Below are 18293 nucleotides of genomic sequence, written 5' to 3'. Positions count from 1 at the left end.
CTTTGCAAGGGGTATTTCTGCCTTTTTCTATCGAGTGCCGATTTTTTCTTCTATTTCTAAGAAAAAGTGATATATATGCCTTTTTTTTAGGCGTTTTCACCACTTTATCAATTTTTATTTTGGAAAAATACTGTTCATCTTAGATTTTAGATGTCTTCTTATAGAGGATATATGCATATATAGCATTCTAGATTCCAAAGATTCCAAAGATTCCAAAGATTCCAAAGATTCCAAAGATTCCAAAGATTCCAAAGATTCCAAAGATTCCAAAGATTCCAAAGATTCCAAAGATTCCAAAGATTCCAAAGATTCCAAAGATTCCAAAGATTCCAAAGATTCCAAAGATTCCAAAGATTCCAAAGATTCCAAAGATTCCAAAGATTCCAAAGATTCCAAAGATTCCAAAGATTCCAAAGATTCCAAAGATTCCAAAGATTCCAAAGATTCCAAAGATTCCAAAGATTCCAAAGATTCCAAAGATTCCAAAGATAGATTAGAGCAAATACTCTACTCTCAACCTATATTTCTCTCCATCTTCTTATTTGCTTTGATTACTTTTCATTATTATTGAACTATAGATTGTTCCACGTGGAACGTAGAATTGTTTTTGTGAATCCTTAAATAAAAAAAGCAGGATTACTCCTGCTTTTTATCACTACATAACATTCTTAGTCAGTGAACGTTACACGTGCAATTGCTTTTTTACCTGACTGAATAATGAAAGTACCGTTTTCTTTTACAGAGAAACCTGCATCAACAGCATTCCAGTCAACTTTTACTGCACCGCGAGCTACTGCATCTTTTGCAGCTGCTGCATTTGGATTTAAACCAGCTACACGTAAAATCGTAGCAATAAAGATTTCCCCACCAAACTCACCACGTGAAATAGTCACTTCTGGGGTGTCTTCTGGTACTTCACCTTCTGTAATAACGTTACCAGCACTTTTATGGGCATTAGCGGCAGCTTCTGCATCATGGAAACGTTCAACCAGCTCAAGTGCAAGAATACGTTTTACTTCTTGCGGATTACGACCAGCAGCAATTTCATCTAATAAAGTTTTGATCTCATCTAGAGATTTGAAGCTGAGTAAATCGAAATAGCGTTCAATTAAAGAATCAGGCATTGATAAAACTTTTTGGTACATTGCCCCTGGTGTATCAAATACACCAATATAGTTAGCTAAAGATTTAGACATTTTATTGACGCCATCTAAACCTTCTAGAATCGGCACAGTGATACACACTTGTGATTCTTGACCATAACGGCTTTGTAAAGTACGACCCATAAGTAAGTTAAAGGTCTGGTCTGTACCCCCTAACTCTACGTCAGCTTCGAGTGCAATAGAGTCATAGCCTTGTACTAAAGGATACAAGAACTCATGGATTGCAATTGGCTGATGGTTGCTATAGCGCTTAGTAAAATCATCACGTTCTAACATGCGAGATACGGTTTGCTGGCTTGCTAGCTGAATAAGGTCAGCAGCAGACTTTTGATTAAACCATTCTGAGTTGAAACGTACTTTTGTTTTATTCGGGTCTAATATTTTGAAAACTTGTTCTTGATAAGTTTTAGCGTTGGCTTCTACTTGTTCACGTGACAACGGTGGACGAGTTGCACTTTTACCAGTTGGGTCACCGATCATCGCTGTATAGTCACCAATTAAGAAGGTAACTTCATGGCCCAAATCTTGGAAAGTTTTTAGTTTGTTAATAAGAACCGTATGTCCTAAATGTAAATCTGGTGCTGTAGGGTCGAAACCAGCTTTAATTTTAAGAGGACGACTCTCTTTGAGCTTTTTCAGTAAATCTTCTTCTGAAATAATTTCGTGCGTGCCTCGTTGGATGAGGGCAAGCTGTTCTTCGGCGGGCAAGAAATTTGACATCACAAAACCTAAACACATCAGTTATTCAATTTGTGCGATATACTAACATTTTTTCAGCGTCTTGCAGGGGAAGTTGCATATGAGCGCAATCTATATCGGCGTAATGACTGGCACTAGTATGGATGGTGTGGATATTGTTGCGGCTTCATTTGAGCCACTACAGCTTCATGCCACTCTTACAGTTCCATTTGAACCCGAGTTACGTGATGAGCTTATGGCGTTAACTTTGCCTGATGACAATGAAATTGACCGCATGGGTAAAGCTGATGTTGCTCTAGCGAAAATGATTGGTCATGGGATTAATACTCTGATTGAAAAAAACCAGTTAGATCGTAGTCAAATTAAAGCAATTGGGTCACATGGGCAAACCATTCGTCACCGTCCAGAACATGGTTTTACGTTACAAATTGGCGATCCAAATATCATTACCGAAATCACTCAGATTCCGGTTGTTTCAGATTTTCGTCGTAGAGATATGGCAGCAGGTGGTCAAGGTGCACCATTGGTTCCAGCTTTCCATCAAGCCTTATTTCAACATCCAAGTATTCATCGTGTGATTTTAAATTTGGGTGGTATTGCTAATGTGAGTATGCTGCCTGCCAATAATGCTGACGGCGTATTTGGTTTTGATACAGGGCCTGCAAATATTTTGATGGATGCTTGGTGCCATCGCCATACAGGTCATCCATATGATGAAAATGGTGATTGGGCTGCCTATGGTCATCCTATTCGCTCTTTACTCGATCGTCTTCATGCACATGAATATTTTTCTAAAGAACCGCCTAAGAGCACAGGACGTGAAGACTTTAATATTGACTGGTTAGATGATCAGTTAATCGATTGGCGAAATGATTTAACTTACGATGAGTTAGAAGATACGCCTGAAAACATCCAAGCCACTTTATTAAAGCTTACTGTGCGTGCCATTCAAAAAGCGATTTATCGTTCTGAGATGGAAACAGGTGAAGTATATGTATGTGGTGGTGGTGCTTATAACTCTTATTTATTAGAACAATTACGCTGGCGTCTTCGTAAGCACAATTGGTCTGTTCAACCTACAGATGTTTTAGGACTCTCCCCTACTTGGGTCGAGGCTACCGCATTTGCTTGGTTAGCAATGCGTTTTGTAAATGGTTTAAGTGGTAATTTGCCAGCAGTAACAGGTGCTTCGGATTTTAGAATTCTAGGTACGATCACAGCGGTATAAAATTATTTATTGATTTGATTGGTTAGATTCGACCTCATAGCACATTTACTGACCCGAAATGCTGTTATTTAAATGAGCATAAAAACTCATGATAAATGCCGACAAAAATAATTTAAGGCATGTTTTCATGGATCTGACCAACCGTATTCATCAATACACACGTGGGGCTTGGACATTCGATGTGATTGATTCAGGCCCTATAGATGGTCCACTCGTTGTTTTATTGCATGGTTTTCCAGAGACTGCTCATAGTTGGGAGCAAACCTCCGAGTTATTGCATCAGCATCAATTTAGAACGCTCGCGATCCATCAACGTGGTTATAGTGTAAATGCTAGGCCTCAAAGCCGATTTCAATATTCACTGAGTGAACTTGTAGAAGATGTGGCGAGTTTAATTGAGCAGCTTGGTCAGCCAGTTTATTTAATTGGGCATGACTGGGGCTCAGCAATTGCTTCGGGCGTTGCGATGAAATACCCACAATATATTCAACATCTCACTTTAGTTTCTGTGCCCCACCAAGCTGCTTTTTTAAAAGCCTGTTTAAGCAGCAGACAACTTTTTAAATCTTATTATTTTGCAATTTTTCAGCTACCGATTCTGCCCGAACTTTTATTTAAAAAGATACCTAAATTGGGCCGTAAGTTTCTTAAGTCATCAGGTATGACCGAGCAACAAATTGCGATATTTGAGGCTGAATTTATAGAAGAAAATAGATTAACTACGGCGTTGAATTGGTATCGTGGCTTTTTTTGGGACAAGCCTCAAAATCCGTTTAAAGCCATAGATGTCCCTACTCTCTTTATTTGGGGTAAACATGATATTGCCGTTACAGAGAAAAGTGCCGAGCTAAACTCACATTATTTTAAAAATAGTTATGACGCAGTTTTTATGGATGCAACGCATTGGATTCCCTATCAGAATGCACCTGAACTGGTGCAATACTTTTTAGAATCTGTCCGTGAAAAGTAAGAATATGGACAATAAAAAAAACCTCTCAACATAGAGAGGTTTTTTGAATTTTAAAATTATTTTTAAATTGAGAACGAAGAACCACAACCACATGTTGTTGTTGCATTCGGGTTTTGGATAATAAAACGTGACCCTTCAAGCCCTTCTACATAGTCAACCACTGAGCCAATTAAATATTGATAGCTAAGTGAGTCCACAAGCATTTTTACATCGCCATTTACGAATTCTGCATCATCTTCATTTACGCTTTCAGCAAAATTGAAGCCATACGAAAACCCTGAACACCCGCCTCCTGTTACATATACACGTAACATGAGATCGTCATTCCCTTCACTATCACGGAGTTGGCGTACCTTATTGGCAGCATTATCTGTCAAAACTAGAGCTTGGGCATTCATGATGATTGTTCCTCGGATTTTGCTGTGCCTTTCAAAATAAAAAAGACCCTATATTGAGTATAGCATAATCAATATAGGGTCTGTCTTCGAAGTTTAAAGCCAATCTTGAGTATTTTTATCAAGATTATTTGTAATTTTCTTCCTGTAAACCACATTCGAAGTTTTTAGCATCTTGCTTACAACGGAATTGCCAAAGGAGTTTCATCATACGTTTATCGTACACACCACGCTGTGTAAGGTTAATTCGAGACTCACGCATGAGCTTTTGGTAACCCGGTTTATCTGCTGCTGGAACATCCATCCAGTATTTTTGTGGAATATCAGCTTTCATTTTACCCAAGATGGTAAAAGCACGTGGTAACTGACCTGAAACCCATTCTCTAGATTTTTGCCCAAAACCAGCTGGGAACTTATCAGGACGGATAATAATATTTCCTGTGACCTGTAAGATCGGATAATTTACAATCGCACCTTTTGTTCCTAAACCTTTTTGTAGTTCTAAAGGTTTAAATGCAGCAGCTGGTGCACCAATAATATCAACTTGATGGTTATTAAATTTGGCACCAAAATTTGTTATGTCAGCACTAACAGCCTGCGCCCCTACTTGCTGAACCATAATTTTTTGAGCTTCATCGTAGTCAAGAACCGCAATTTTTTTCCCTGCGGCTTTCGCTACTGTATTGATGCTGCGATCATTTACTAAAAGATAAGCATCACCCACTGGAATAACACCTACAACCTCATAGCGACCATTAACCATATATTTACTAAAAGTCGGACTCGCTAAACCTTGCATTATTTTTACAGCAAGCTTGAGGTCAGGAATGGCCCCGATTGCATCTAATGACCCAGTAAATGAGTTAAATTGACGGCCACGCATCCCTGACACACTAATACCATCACATTTGCCTGCTTTAAAATCTTCAGCAATCACGGCTTCATTCTGGTTTACTTTAAGTTCGATATCAGCTCCCCAGTTTTTAGCTGCAAGTTGATAATCCTTCATCAGTGCATAGACATCGCCATTTTTACCAACGAAGTCAAAAACACATACTGTTTGTTTAGCCTGAGCTGCAAAAGAAACTGTAGTAAGTCCCATCGCAAGTAATAGCATTTTGGAAAATTGCATATTCTTTTTCCTTTCCTTGTGGAGTTTTTGTTTTTCGATACCAAGAAATTTCACACCGACAGGGTATGAGTCGGATAGGCCTCATATGAAAAATCATATTGAAGATATTTTTACGAATCCATTTTGCTTTTATGATTTTATTTCCATGAAAAATAGACAGAGATTGCCCCACCTATTAGCAATTATTTTAATCACTCAAGTCCTTGATCCATTTTTATACCTTCATGTTTCCTTATGAAGTTTTTATCTAAATTTAGCTTAACGTCTTTCTAACTAACCACAATGGCAGAATTGACAGCACATACAAAACAAAAAGCCTAGAACTAGGTCTAGGCTTTTTGAAAGAAATTAGGATTATTCACCAGGCATTGAACATTCAAAGTTAGCCTTGTCTACAGAACAACGTGCTTTTTTAAGTACAGACATCATTCCTGCATCGTAAACACCGCGTTTAGTTAAGTCCATACGGCCATCACGCAACATTTTTTGATACTTAAGTTTGTCTTCTGCACTTAAGTTCATTTTGTATTTGCCAGGAATTTGCGCTTCTAAACGGTTGATCATTGCAAAGTTCTTAGGCAACTGTTTAACGAACCAGTCACGAGATTTTTGACCAAAACCAGCTGGGAATTTATCAGAACGTAATACTAGATCTGCTGTAACGTGTAATACAGGGAAGTTCCACATTACACCGTTTGCACCTAAACCTTTATTTAACTCTAATGGTTTGTAAGCATAAGCAGGTGCACCTACCATATCCACCTGACCATTGTTAAATTTCGCAGCAAAGTTTGAAATATCAGAAAGAACCGCTTGAGCGCCTACGCGTTGCACCATAATTTTTTGTGCATCGTCATAGCCAAGTACAGCGAATTTTTTACCCGCAGCTTTTTCAACAGAGTTGATGTTTTTGTCACGTACGAAAATGAATGCTGAACCTAGCGGAGAAATACCAGCAACTTCATATTTTTTACCACCCATATTAGTGGTCATTTTTGCTGCATTACGCGCATCTAATACATAAGTAATTGCACGTTGAGCGATTTGGTTATTTGGAACACCGCCGAGTGAATCGATAGATCCTGCGAATTTGTTATATTGGCGTGCACGCATTGCTGTCATTGCTACAGCATCACATTTGCCTGCTTTAAAATCATTATCAGCAACAGCCTCGTCCTGACGAGGAACTAAGTTAATTTCAGTACCCCAGCCTTTTGCAGCTAGAGCCCATTCTTCCATCATTTTATATGAGTCGCCTGCTTTTCCTAAGAGGTCGAATACACATACGGTACTCGCTGCTTGCGCTGAAGCAGAAAAACCAACAACAGAAGCGGCAGCCATAGCAAGTACGATTTTTTTCATTTTCTTCATCCTTCCACGGAACAGATTTTTTGTTTGAAGTTTCCTTTCAAAGACAGATATTAATCATGTTTTTTAGAAAAAAATAGAGCTTTTACTCAATTTTTTTTATTCCTTCAGATCATTGTTTGTCAGACACAAATTATTTATTAGTAGGAAAAATAGCTGATTTTACGTAAGTTATTTTTTATATTCACAATTTTCATACCCATATTCAGTTTTGAAATATATGTAGCGTTTTTGTGTTTAAAAAATAAACTACTCTCCATTAAGGGTACATTCAAAATTTATCCGTTCGACTGTACAGCGAGCACGTTTCAGCACACTCATCATTGTTGCATCGTATACCCCCTGCTTTGTTAAGCTGAGACGACCTTCACGTAAAATCTTTTGATATTTAGTTTTGTCTTCAGCTGAAAAATTTATTTTAATTTTTGATGGCACACCCATTTCTAGCCGTTTGATCATGGCAAAGTTCTGAGGTAGTTTTTGTATAAACCAATCACGCGACTTTATTCCAAAATCGACTGGAAACTTGTCATTTCTCGTAATTAGATCGCCAGTAACATTCACCACTGGAAAAGTAAACATCGCCCCATTTGTTCCAATTCCTTTACCAATCTCTAAGGGTTTATAAGCATATGCTGGTGCAGCAATTGCATCGACTTGGCCACTATTAAACTTTTTTACAAAATCGGTAATTTCAGAAGGGATTGGCTTTGCCCCAACACTTTCAACCATAATTTTCTGTGCTACATCATATTGCAAAATAGCAAACTTAGTTCCACGTACTTTTTCAATTGAATTAAGGTTTTTATCTCTTACAAATAAATAAGCCAATCCAATCTGAACAATCCCAACAACTTCGTAATTGGTTCCATTTTGTGCAGTTACCATACGATGTTTATTGCGCTTATCTAAAACATAGCTAATCGCTTTTTGAGCAATTGCATTACTGGTTACTCCACCAATCGCATCAATCGAACCTGCAAATTTATTGTAATTTCTCGCTCGCATGGAAGTCATATAAGCGGCATCACACTTACCTTCACGCAGTCTGCGGTCAACCAAAGCTTCATCTTGAAATGGAATTAAGGTGATATCTGCTTGCCACTCTTTCGCTGCAAGCGCCCACTCTTCCATCAATTTATAGGATTCCCCTGACTTTCCTAATAAATCAAATACACACACATTTTGTCCAGCATGTACTGTTCCCATAGCACAGTAAAATACTGCGCCTATTATCCCCAATCTTTTTTTCATTTGACTTTCCTTAGTCTAGTTTTATTAGTAGCTCAATAATCAACCAAACTTTAAACTGTTTTTATTTTAGTCATATTTTTTCAAAGATGTTCTATCTTGTTCAATATTTTGAAAATTTCGGATGAATAGCGAAATCCAGCCTATCTTGATACATGCAATTATTGACTGCGACTCACTAAAATCCGGAATGTTTTGTTTTCATCGGCAGTTGTCTTTAAAATACAGCATCCCTAACTCACCTCGATACAATAAGATGATTCAATTTGACCAAGTTTCTTTACGCCGCGGTGGACGTGTTCTATTTCAAAAAGCGTCTATGCAATTACACCCAGGTTGGAAGATTGGTCTAACTGGGGTAAATGGTGCAGGTAAATCGACATTATTTGCAGCATTACTAGGGAGTTTAGGTGCCGATGAAGGTTCCCTTACTCGTCCTACAGGCTGGACCGTCGCACATATGGCCCAAGAAATAAAAGCCTTAGATATGCCTGCAATTGATTTTGTTCTTTCAGGTGATGAAGAATTTTGGGATATTCAAAATAAGCTTGCTCAACCAGATCAACTAAGTGACTTTGAATTGGCTAAATTGCATGGCCGATTTGATGAAATTCATGGTTATTCAGCACCATCTAAAGCAGCCCAACTCATGGCTGGTCTTGGTTTTCTAGAAAATCAATTGCGTTTGAACGTTGAGAGTTTCTCAGGTGGATGGCGTATGCGCTTAAATTTGGCACGTACCCTCATGAGCCGTTCAGATTTATTATTACTAGATGAACCAACAAACCACTTAGACTTGGATGCCATCTTGTGGTTAGAAGATTGGCTTAAAGCCTATGAAGGTACACTCATTCTAATTTCGCATGACCGCGACTTTTTAGATGCAATTACAGATCATATTCTTCACATTGAAAATCAAGAACTCACGCTTTACACCGGAAACTACTCTACATTTGAAACTACGCGTAGTGAACGTCTTGCCCAGCAACAACAAGCTTTTGAGAAACAAGAAGAAACGCGCGCTCATCTACAAAAATTTATTGATCGTTTTAAGGCAAAAGCGACGAAAGCTCGTCAGGCACAAAGTCGTATTAAACAACTTGAGCGCATGCAGCAACTTGCACCTGCTCATGTAGATACGCCGTTTACGTTTAGTTTCCGTGAACCGACCAAAATGAGTTCTCCTTTGCTGACTTTAGACAATGCCAGCATTGGTTATGGCGATAAACAAATTGCCGAAAAAATCAGATTACAAATTACACCAACCTCACGTATTGGTTTACTTGGTATGAACGGCGCGGGTAAATCGACCTTAATTAAGAGTTTAGTAGGTGATTTACCGCTCTTAGCTGGTGAACGCAAGGCGTCAGAGTTACTTAATATTGGTTACTTTGCCCAGCATCAAATGGATGCTTTAGATGGTCATGCTAGCCCAATGTTACAGCTTGCTCGTATAGCAGATAAAAAAATTAGTGAAGCTACCCTACGCTCTTTCTTAGGTAGTTTTGGCTTTAGTGGTGAACGCATGGATACGCCATGTGAAACCTTTTCTGGTGGAGAGCGCGCTCGTTTAGCCCTCGCACTCATTGTATGGCAGCGCCCAAATGTTTTAATTCTCGATGAACCGACGAACCATTTAGATCTTGATATGCGTCATGCATTAAGCATGGCATTACAAGACTTTGAAGGTGCTGTTGTACTGGTTTCCCATGAACGACAACTGATTGCAAGTGTTTGTGACGAGCTTCTTTTGGTACACGGCGGTAAATGTACCGAATTCGAAGGTGATTTACAGGATTATGCAAAATGGCTACGTGAAGCACGTCAGCAACTCATCAATGCTCAAAATACTGTAGGGCAAAATAATTCTTCATCTACCGCTGCTGCCCCTTCTAAAGTTGATAAAGAAGCACAGCGTAAAGAAGCAGCTCGCCGTCGTGAACAAACGCGACCTATTCGTAAAAATATTGAAAAAGTTGAGTCTCAAATTGAGAAGCTGCAACCACAGCTTGTCAAAATTGAAGAATCTCTAGCAGACACATCTCTATATGAGGCTGCACGTAAAGATGATTTGTTAAAACTTATGAATGAACAGACTGAACTAAAGGCTAAACTTGAGCAATATGAAGAGCAGCTTTTAGAACTCATGATGGAATTGGAAGAAATGGAAACTTCTTTTGAATAATCTATTTTCCTAAATAAAAAAGCCGATTTCTTAATCGGCTTTTTTATTAATTAATAAGGGGTATAAAAAGCCCCTAATTCATTTAAATTGGTATTTACAGGTAAAGGCCAAACATTGCTTGATAGACTATCCGCGATATATAGATCATAACCACCACGGCTTCCTATCTGACCCGCAAGAGATACAACCATGTAACGCTGATCTAAAGGAGCCGGGTCTGAAGTGTCGACGGTATTACTGTTAAATGGCAAACGTGTGGTTTGTTTATTAGCTATATCATAAGCATAAATCTGATCATGGGCATTTGTTGAGCTATACCAGCGCACATATAAAAACCGACTTCCTTGCCACCATACTGGATAATATGAGGCAATATTGGTTAGCTGTGTATCATAGGCTCCCGACTGATCAATACTAAAAATTCTAGAATTATCCCCAGCACCTTTTGCATATAAAATTTGGGTAGTATTGACCATTGGATAAGGCATAGACTCTTCTATATCCCAACCATTTTGGGTGACTGACTTAATTGTACGATCAGTCATTTTGACGATTTTTAAGTCACCATTTTGTTTAAAAATAATACGCTGGTTATCTATGAATTTAGGATCTTCATCACGCTTATTATTTCCCTGAGTTAAATTAATGGGTAACTCATTACTGCCCACTTTCCAAGCATATATGTCCCATGCATCTCCATAGTGCTGCCCAGAAGCCACACCCATGAACGTTAACCATTTTCCATCTGGAGAAAAATGACCATTCATCATATGGTCGATTTTCCAATTCGCGCCCAGTAATGTAGTCTGCTGCGTTGTGAAGTTATAAAGATAAAGCTTACTGTCCCATGCGTCATAATCACTATAACGATGAAATACTAATTTTCCATAAATGGTTGGGGCTGTAGCAGCATGCAGTTGAAATAGGCAATTAAAAAACATGATCCCAATGCATAAGAGTTTTTGTGTTTTTTTCAAAATTATATTCTCTTGATATAAATGGAAACTACCATCTAAATGGCCGTTTAAAAGTTTATTTCTTATAAAAAAAAGGCTTTGTCTTAAATTAAACAAAGCCTTTTCTTAATCATCATAAAAAGAATTATCTAAATTTTTTATGATTTTCATTTCGAATTTTGACTAAATTGATTGCTTCAGTTTTTGCTTGGTCTAATTGTCCTTGCCCAACTAATGCAGTTACTTTATCAATCTCAGCAACAAGCTGATCTAAACCAGCTTGGTACTCTTTTACCTGTACATTTCCTGAAGGTAAACCTTCGAGTTTATGTGGCAAATATTGCTTAGAAGAAACTGCTGCTTCACGCATTACAACAAGTTGTTGTTTCGCATTAGCAACATCTTTCGCTTCAGCAAATGCTTTAGTGCTCTTAGCTAAAGTTTTCATATTCGTTTCTAAATCAGCTGCCCAAACAGCAGAGCTTCCTAAAAACGCGCATGAGATTAACAAGCTAGCTAATACTTTCTGACCCATCATCTTCTCTCCCTAGACTGATTTAGAATCGTGTTCTCAATTAAGCATCAATATCTGCATTTAAAGCATTCTCTTCAATGAATGCACGACGTGGTTCCACATCATCCCCCATCAAGCAAGAGAACATACGGTCTGCTTCAATCGCATCGTCAATGGTTACCTGCAACATATGACGGTTTTCAGGATCCATTGTCGTTTCCCAAAGCTGTTCAGCATTCATCTCACCAAGACCTTTATAGCGCTGGATCATCATACCGCGGCGCGAATCTTGCAAAATGTGTTGCCAAACTTGATGGAAGTTAGCCACTTGAATACGGCGATCACCTTTTTGTAAATAAGCACCATCTTCAAGCAAACTGAACCAACTCTTCGAGTTTTTCAGCAAACGAGCATACTCAGCTGAGTTCAACAAACCTGCATCAAGCAAATATGCATGTGGAAGGTTATGAACATATACCGTAATACGCGGCCAATAATGCGCAGATTTTTCACCCTGAGCATTTTCACGTTCAAATGACTCTAGTGTAATTTCTGGACGTAAACTTGGCTGTAATCTTGTAATGATCTCTTTTACCTGATCAGCCCATTGTTGTACATAAGCCTGATCATGATTTTGATCGCTCTTGAATGCATCCACTTCAAGTAAAGCATCTAGTAAGCTAGCTGGATAACGTAACGTTAAGCGCTGTAAGCTCTTTTGCGAAACTTGATAATCCTGAATGACTTTAGCAAGTGCTTCACCTGTAATTGATGGTGCTTCAGCATTAGTATGCAAAGATAGTTCATCAATCGCATTTGAAATTAAATAATTTTCCAATGCATCATTATCTTTGATGTATTGTTCTTGCTTACCTTTTTTCAATTTGTATAAAGGTGGCTGTGCAATATAAATATACCCACGCTCAACCAATTCTGGCATTTGACGGAAGAAGAACGTTAACAACAAAGTTCGAATGTGCGAACCGTCAACGTCGGCATCGGTCATGATAATGATTTTATGATAACGCAGCTTGTCAGGATTATATTCTTCACGGCCAATACCACAGCCAAGAGCAGTAATTAAAGTACCCACTTCCTGACTAGAAATCATTTTGTCAAAGCGTGCGCGTTCAACGTTTAGGATTTTACCTTTCAACGGCAAAATAGCCTGCATTTTACGGTTACGACCTTGCTTGGCACTACCACCAGCAGAATCACCCTCGACAAGATATAATTCAGAAAGTGCTGGATCTTTTTCCTGACAATCAGCCAATTTACCTGGTAAACCAGCAATATCAAGTGCGCTCTTACGACGCGTCATTTCACGCGCTTTACGTGCAGCATCACGCGCACGTGCAGCATCAATAATCTTACCGGCAATTGATTTTGCAGCTTGCGGGTTTTCAAGTAAGTAAGCAGAGAACTCTTTATTCATTGCTTGCTCAACAGCAGGTTTTACTTCACTCGATACTAGTTTTTCTTTGGTTTGAGATGAAAATTTTGGATCAGGTACTTTTACCGAAATAATAGCGGTTAAACCTTCACGAGCATCGTCACCCGTTACATTGACTTTTTCTTTCTTGAGAATATTTTCATTTTCAAGATATTGGTTTAAACCACGCGTCAAAGCTGCACGGAAACCCGCTAAATGGCTACCGCCATCTTTTTGAGGAATGTTATTGGTAAAGCAACGAACGTTTTCTTGATAACTTTCATTCCACTGCAAGGCTACTTCTACACCAATACCGTTATCTGTATCCGCGGTAAAATGGAAAATCTCATTCAGATGAGTTTTACCTTCGTTAATGTATTTTACAAACTCAGATAATCCACCTTCGTAGTCATATATATGTTCAAGGTTAATACGTTCATCGCGTAATACAATACGTACGCCCGCGTTTAAGAATGAAAGCTCACGTAAACGGCGTGCTAGAATTTCTACGTTAAAAATGGTTTGAGTAAATGTTAATTCACTTGGCCAAAAACGTACTGTTGTACCACTCTTATCCGTTTCACCAATCACACGTAATGGATATTGCGGATCACCGTGTTGATATTCTTGCTCATGCACTTGACCAGCACGAGAAATCATTAAATGTAATTTACTCGAAAGTGCGTTTACTACAGAAACACCTACGCCGTGTAAACCACCTGAAACCTTATAGCTGTTGTCATCAAACTTACCACCTGCGTGCAGAATGGTAAGAATTACTTCCGCTGCAGAAACACCTTCTTCAGGGTGAATATCGGTTGGAATACCACGACCATTGTCCGAAACGCTTACTGATTCATCTTCATGAATAGTGACAATAATTTCATCACAATGCCCAGCTAAAGCTTCATCGATTGCGTTATCGACTACCTCGAATACCATATGGTGTAAACCGGTACCGTCGTCTGTATCCCCAATATACATACCCGGACGTTTACGAACTGCATCTAATCCACGTAATACTTTAATACTAGAGGAATCATAAGCCTTTTCATTGGTTTGTTCTGTTTGAGAGGCTGATTGAGACTCTGAACTCATGGTTTCTCCCTAGCAAATATAGGTTTATTCAAAGATGGGTAACATCAAAAAATTATGGTGAAGCAAGACTAACTTGACCGGATTCAACATTGAATAATTGATATGAAATAGACAAATCATGTAAATGTTTTTTTACCGATGCATGATCTAAAGTTGTCATAAAAACCTGGCTACCAAGTTGGCTTAATCGTTCAATTAAACGTTGTTGTGCGGTTAAGTCTAATTCTGCTGTCAGATCATCTAATAATACCACAGTTTCCTTATTACTCGCATGCAACATTGCAATTTGTGACAGTTTTAAGGCAATAATCAGTAGTTTTTTCTGGCCTCTTGATAAAACCACATCAGCATGTCCATACGGGGTTTTTAAGCGCAAATCTGCCCGATGTGGACCATATTCGGTATACCGTCTTTCGATATCTTTTTGGTGTTGATTAAGCAGGTCTTGCATGAGCCCCTGCTCTGTATGAAAACCTGAGCTGTATTCCAGTTCAATTTCAAGATCAGGGAGTAATTGACTCAAATCATTTTGAAAAAAGACGTTCCATTGCTCCACAATACCCAAGCGCTGAGAGTGCAAAATTTCACCATAATCACTCAGCATTTTGTTCCAAGGCTCTAAATCAGCCAAAGATAAATTCCGCCTAGTTTTAAGTAACGTATTTCGCTGTTTTAATGCACGCGAATAGTATTGCCATGCAAAATAAAACTCAGGTTCCACGTGGAACATCAGCCAATCTAAAAGTTGGCGTCGTGGTTTTGCTCCATGGTCAATAATGTCTGTACTTTGTGGATCAAGATGCTGCAAAGGAAGCAATTTAGCAAGTTGGCCTTGGGTAGCTACGGTATCGCCATTGACCTTCATCAATTGCTCACCAGATGCTAACTTTTGCATACCTATTTTCTCAGTACTAGACTGTGCAAAGACAATCGCATCTTCGGCAGCATACTGAATATAATTTTTAGGAATATGAGTGCGGAAAGATCGCCCTGTTGCAAGCAAATGAATTGCTTCCAGAATTGAGGTTTTCCCTGAACCATTAGCGCCATAAAATATATTAAACGGTTGCAACCCTTGGAGTGCAACCGTTTTTAAATTACGCACGCGTTCAATGTTTAAGCGCGTAAGATGCATATTAGATAGCCAGACTATACACGCATCGGCATAACTACATAAGTTTGATCAGCATGGGCTGGGTCTTGAACCAAAACAGACTGATTCGCCTCACTCATACTCATATTTACGTCATCGCCATCAAGTACACCCAATACTTCTAGTAAATATTGCGCATTAAATGACATTTCGAGCGGTACATTTTGATATTGAATAGCTAAATCTTCAATAGCTTCATCTTGCTCAGGGTTATTCGCACGAAGCTGTAAAGAATCCTGATTAAAATTCAAGAAAACGCCACGCAACTTTTCATTACTCAAAATTGCAACACGCTGTAATGATTGCTTAAAGACATCATGGCTAATTAATACATGTTTATCGCCACCACGTGGAATTACACGACGATAATCAGGGAATTTCCCATCAATCAATTTTGTAGTAAAACGAACAGTAATATCGCCCTGTTCCTTGTCACGACTTGGCGTATTGATGGTTACATTTAACAATTCACGACCAATCAACAATGTTAATTGTTCATCTTCAATACTCAATAAACGCTGTAATTCACCTACAGCTTTACGAGGTACAATGGCCTGAACCAATTGAGATGACGTAGAAGAAGCAGTAATTTCACAAAGTGCTAAACGGTGACCATCTGTTGTTACTGCACGTAATTGATTTTCATCAATTTCCAATAAAGTACCCGTTAAATAGAAGCGTACATCTTGTACGGCCATCGCAAAAGCAGTTTTTTCAAATAAACGCTTTAACTCACGTTGGGTAACTTGTACTTGAGTACCTTGACTATTTTCAGTCGTCAATAATGGATAATCTTCTGCAGGCAAAGTCCCTAATACGAAACGGCTATTACCAGACTTTAAAATACATCTTTGATCTTCAGTAATTTGTAAATCAATTAATGCAGCTGTAGGCAATGATTTACAAATTTCCATTAATTTACGGGCAGGGACTGTGGTTTCCCCTGCTTCAAGGCATGCCCCTTCTGTTAAAACAGTGCTCGCAACCAGTTCGACTTCTAGATCAGAACCAGTAATGGTGAGCGCCTGAGCATTAGTCTGAATTTTGACGTTTGAAAGAATATTCAATGTGTGACGACGTTCTACCGCACCGACAACATGCGATAAAACATTGAGTAAACTTTCTTTAGCGATTTTCAAACGCACGATTCATTCCTCTAGCAACTTGGAGCAAATATTTCATTTTTTAGCTGTGTACTATGCTGCACTTACGTAGACTTTGCAACAAGGTCTTATTATTTCATTAACTCTGAAGTAGACGCAGCAGATTTTTATAATCTTCGTCAAAAATTGGATCTTCTCCGCGCAGACTGGCTACTTTTTCACAAGCATGCATCACTGTACTGTGGTCGCGCCCACCAAAAGCCATTCCAATTTCGGGAAAACTATCACCAGTCAATTCACGAGCAAGTCCCATTGCCAACTGGCGTGGTCGGGCATAAATTCGAGTACGTTTTGGCCCTACTAATTCTTTTAACGGGATACGGAAATATTCACTCACCACGCGCTGGATATTTTCTACACTAATTGTTCGTGCACGAATAGCCAACACATCTTTTAAAGACTCACGAACGACATCAAGATCGATTGGCGCACCTTTAAAACGGGAAATTGCAACAACTTTATTAAGCGCACCTTCAAGTTCACGTACATTCGCAACAACTTGTTGTGCAATAAATAATGCACAATTTCGAGGTAAATCAACGCCGCTATTTTCCGCTTTCTTTAATAAAATTTCGATACGAGTTTCAATATCTGGTGGTTCAACACCGACTGAAAGCCCCCAAGAAAAACGAGAAACTAAACGCGGATCTAACTCTGTTAATTCTTTTGGATAACGGTCTGAAGTTAAAATAATTTGTTTAGATTCATCAAGTAAGGCATTAAATGTATAGAAGAACTCAACTAGACTCGCTTCTTTACCTGCTAAGAGATGAATATCATCAACCAACAATAAATCTAAAGAACGACAGTTTTTCTTAAACTCTTCTACTTTACCTTTTTGTAACGAACTCACAAAATCCTGAACAAAACTCTCAGAAGTCATATACATCACACGGGCATTGGGTTTGGCTTGTAATAAAGCGTTACCAACTGCCTGCATTAAGTGTGTCTTACCCAGCCCTGTTGGTCCGTATAAAAACAAAGGGTTATGCTGTGATGCACCTAATTGAGTTAATACTTTTCTACATGTTTCAGCAGCCATTTGGTTCGAACGGCCTTCAACAAATAAAGAAAAAGTAAACTGAGGATTAAGCAGTTTCTTTTTCGATGTTTTCGGATTGACCACACTATTCGCATGAGGACTAGAAACAGACTCTGGTTCTTTTTTTACTTTAATACTTTGTGGTGGTGCAGTTTGCAAAGCAGCCGTAGTGGTTGCTGGTTGTTCACTCGACGATAAAATGCTCCCAGGACGAGAATCAACTAAAATCTCAACCTGACGAACACGCCCTTCTGATAACTGCTCAGCCAATATAGAAATTAATTCTAAATGATTCTCTTGAATGTAACGCGTCCAATAAGGGTTAGGAGCATAGAGTCGTAGTATTCCTTCTACTTCTTCAGCAACTAATGGGCGAATCCACATCGCAAAGACGTTATCAGAGAGCTCTTGTCGCAAGCGAGTTAAGCAGTCTGTCCAAAGCATGTGTATCCCCTATTTCTGCGTTTTAAATTCAAACCATCTAAAGATCAACCCTTCCTGACGAGAAGGGGTCGCCATTCTAACCAAGTTATCCACATCTGTC

At 38.8% G+C, this 18293-nt stretch carries 14 protein-coding genes; 3 read left to right on the top strand and 11 right to left on the bottom strand.

Translation table 11 applies throughout. The annotated features are described in order from the left end of the window. Window positions 1-668: 668 nt before the first annotated feature. Window positions 669-1901, bottom strand: coding sequence for a tyrosine--tRNA ligase (gene tyrS / locus MMY79_RS00070; RefSeq protein WP_252611096.1), 1233 nt, complete (start codon window positions 1899-1901; stop codon window positions 669-671). 61 nt (window positions 1902-1962) lie between these two features. Here tyrS and MMY79_RS00065 point away from each other — a divergent pair, with 61 nt between their 5' ends. Beyond that, window positions 1963-3090, top strand: coding sequence for an anhydro-N-acetylmuramic acid kinase (locus MMY79_RS00065; protein ID WP_252611094.1), 1128 nt, complete (start codon window positions 1963-1965; stop codon window positions 3088-3090). Window positions 3091-3217: 127 nt separating this feature from the next. Next, the gene (locus MMY79_RS00060) at window positions 3218-4060 is read left to right on the top strand and encodes an alpha/beta hydrolase (RefSeq protein WP_252611092.1); all 843 of its coding nucleotides are present in this window, start codon (window positions 3218-3220) and stop codon (window positions 4058-4060) included. Window positions 4061-4122: 62 nt separating this feature from the next. Here MMY79_RS00060 and erpA read toward each other — a convergent pair whose 3' ends face one another. From erpA to MMY79_RS00040, 4 genes are all read right to left on the bottom strand, one after another. Next, window positions 4123-4458 carry an iron-sulfur cluster insertion protein ErpA gene (gene erpA, locus MMY79_RS00055; RefSeq protein ID WP_003656048.1) on the bottom strand — a complete coding sequence of 112 codons (336 nt, stop codon included), beginning with the start codon at window positions 4456-4458 and terminating at the stop codon, window positions 4123-4125. A 124-nt stretch (window positions 4459-4582) separates the two neighbouring features. Continuing rightward, a complete protein-coding gene (locus MMY79_RS00050; protein ID WP_016139742.1) occupies window positions 4583-5587 on the bottom strand; it encodes a putative solute-binding protein in 1005 nt (334 codons plus the stop codon). Window positions 5588-5941: 354 nt separating this feature from the next. Then, window positions 5942-6949 carry a putative solute-binding protein gene (locus MMY79_RS00045; protein WP_003656045.1) on the bottom strand — a complete coding sequence of 336 codons (1008 nt, stop codon included), beginning with the start codon at window positions 6947-6949 and terminating at the stop codon, window positions 5942-5944. A 255-nt stretch (window positions 6950-7204) separates the two neighbouring features. Next, window positions 7205-8209 (bottom strand): putative solute-binding protein, encoded by a 1005-nt coding sequence (locus tag MMY79_RS00040; protein WP_252611091.1) that lies wholly within the window; start codon window positions 8207-8209, stop codon window positions 7205-7207. 253 nt (window positions 8210-8462) lie between these two features. On the opposite strand from MMY79_RS00040, the gene MMY79_RS00035 reads away from it, so the two are divergent. Then, a complete protein-coding gene (locus MMY79_RS00035) occupies window positions 8463-10391 on the top strand; it encodes an ATP-binding cassette domain-containing protein (RefSeq protein WP_252611088.1) in 1929 nt (642 codons plus the stop codon). 50 nt (window positions 10392-10441) lie between these two features. On the opposite strand, the gene MMY79_RS00030 is transcribed toward MMY79_RS00035, so the two are convergent. The 6 genes from MMY79_RS00030 to dnaA form a co-directional block, all read right to left on the bottom strand. Then, window positions 10442-11368: a hypothetical protein gene (locus MMY79_RS00030; RefSeq protein ID WP_252611086.1), complete on the bottom strand. Its 927-nt coding sequence runs from the start codon at window positions 11366-11368 to the stop codon at window positions 10442-10444. A gap of 124 nt (window positions 11369-11492) precedes the next feature. Continuing rightward, entirely contained in the window at window positions 11493-11885 is a 393-nt protein-coding gene (gene cybC, locus MMY79_RS00025) for a cytochrome b562 (RefSeq protein WP_252611084.1), read from the bottom strand. 37 nt (window positions 11886-11922) lie between these two features. Continuing rightward, entirely contained in the window at window positions 11923-14391 is a 2469-nt protein-coding gene (gyrB, locus tag MMY79_RS00020) for a DNA topoisomerase (ATP-hydrolyzing) subunit B (protein WP_252611082.1), read from the bottom strand. A gap of 52 nt (window positions 14392-14443) precedes the next feature. Then, a complete protein-coding gene (gene recF / locus MMY79_RS00015; RefSeq protein WP_252611080.1) occupies window positions 14444-15526 on the bottom strand; it encodes a DNA replication/repair protein RecF in 1083 nt (360 codons plus the stop codon). A gap of 14 nt (window positions 15527-15540) precedes the next feature. Next, window positions 15541-16689 (bottom strand): DNA polymerase III subunit beta, encoded by a 1149-nt coding sequence (dnaN, locus tag MMY79_RS00010; protein WP_252611078.1) that lies wholly within the window; start codon window positions 16687-16689, stop codon window positions 15541-15543. Window positions 16690-16786: 97 nt separating this feature from the next. Beyond that, complete coding sequence (gene dnaA / locus MMY79_RS00005; protein ID WP_252611076.1) at window positions 16787-18193, bottom strand: chromosomal replication initiator protein DnaA; 1407 nt, start codon at window positions 18191-18193, stop codon at window positions 16787-16789. Between the last annotated feature and the right edge of the window lie 100 nt (window positions 18194-18293).

The organism is Acinetobacter sp. XS-4, from assembly GCF_023920705.1.
In the GTDB taxonomy this organism is placed as follows: Bacteria; Pseudomonadota; Gammaproteobacteria; order Pseudomonadales; family Moraxellaceae; genus Acinetobacter.
The sequence above is the reverse complement of the archived record's forward strand: the minus strand, read 5'-3'. Positions and strand labels throughout refer to the sequence as shown.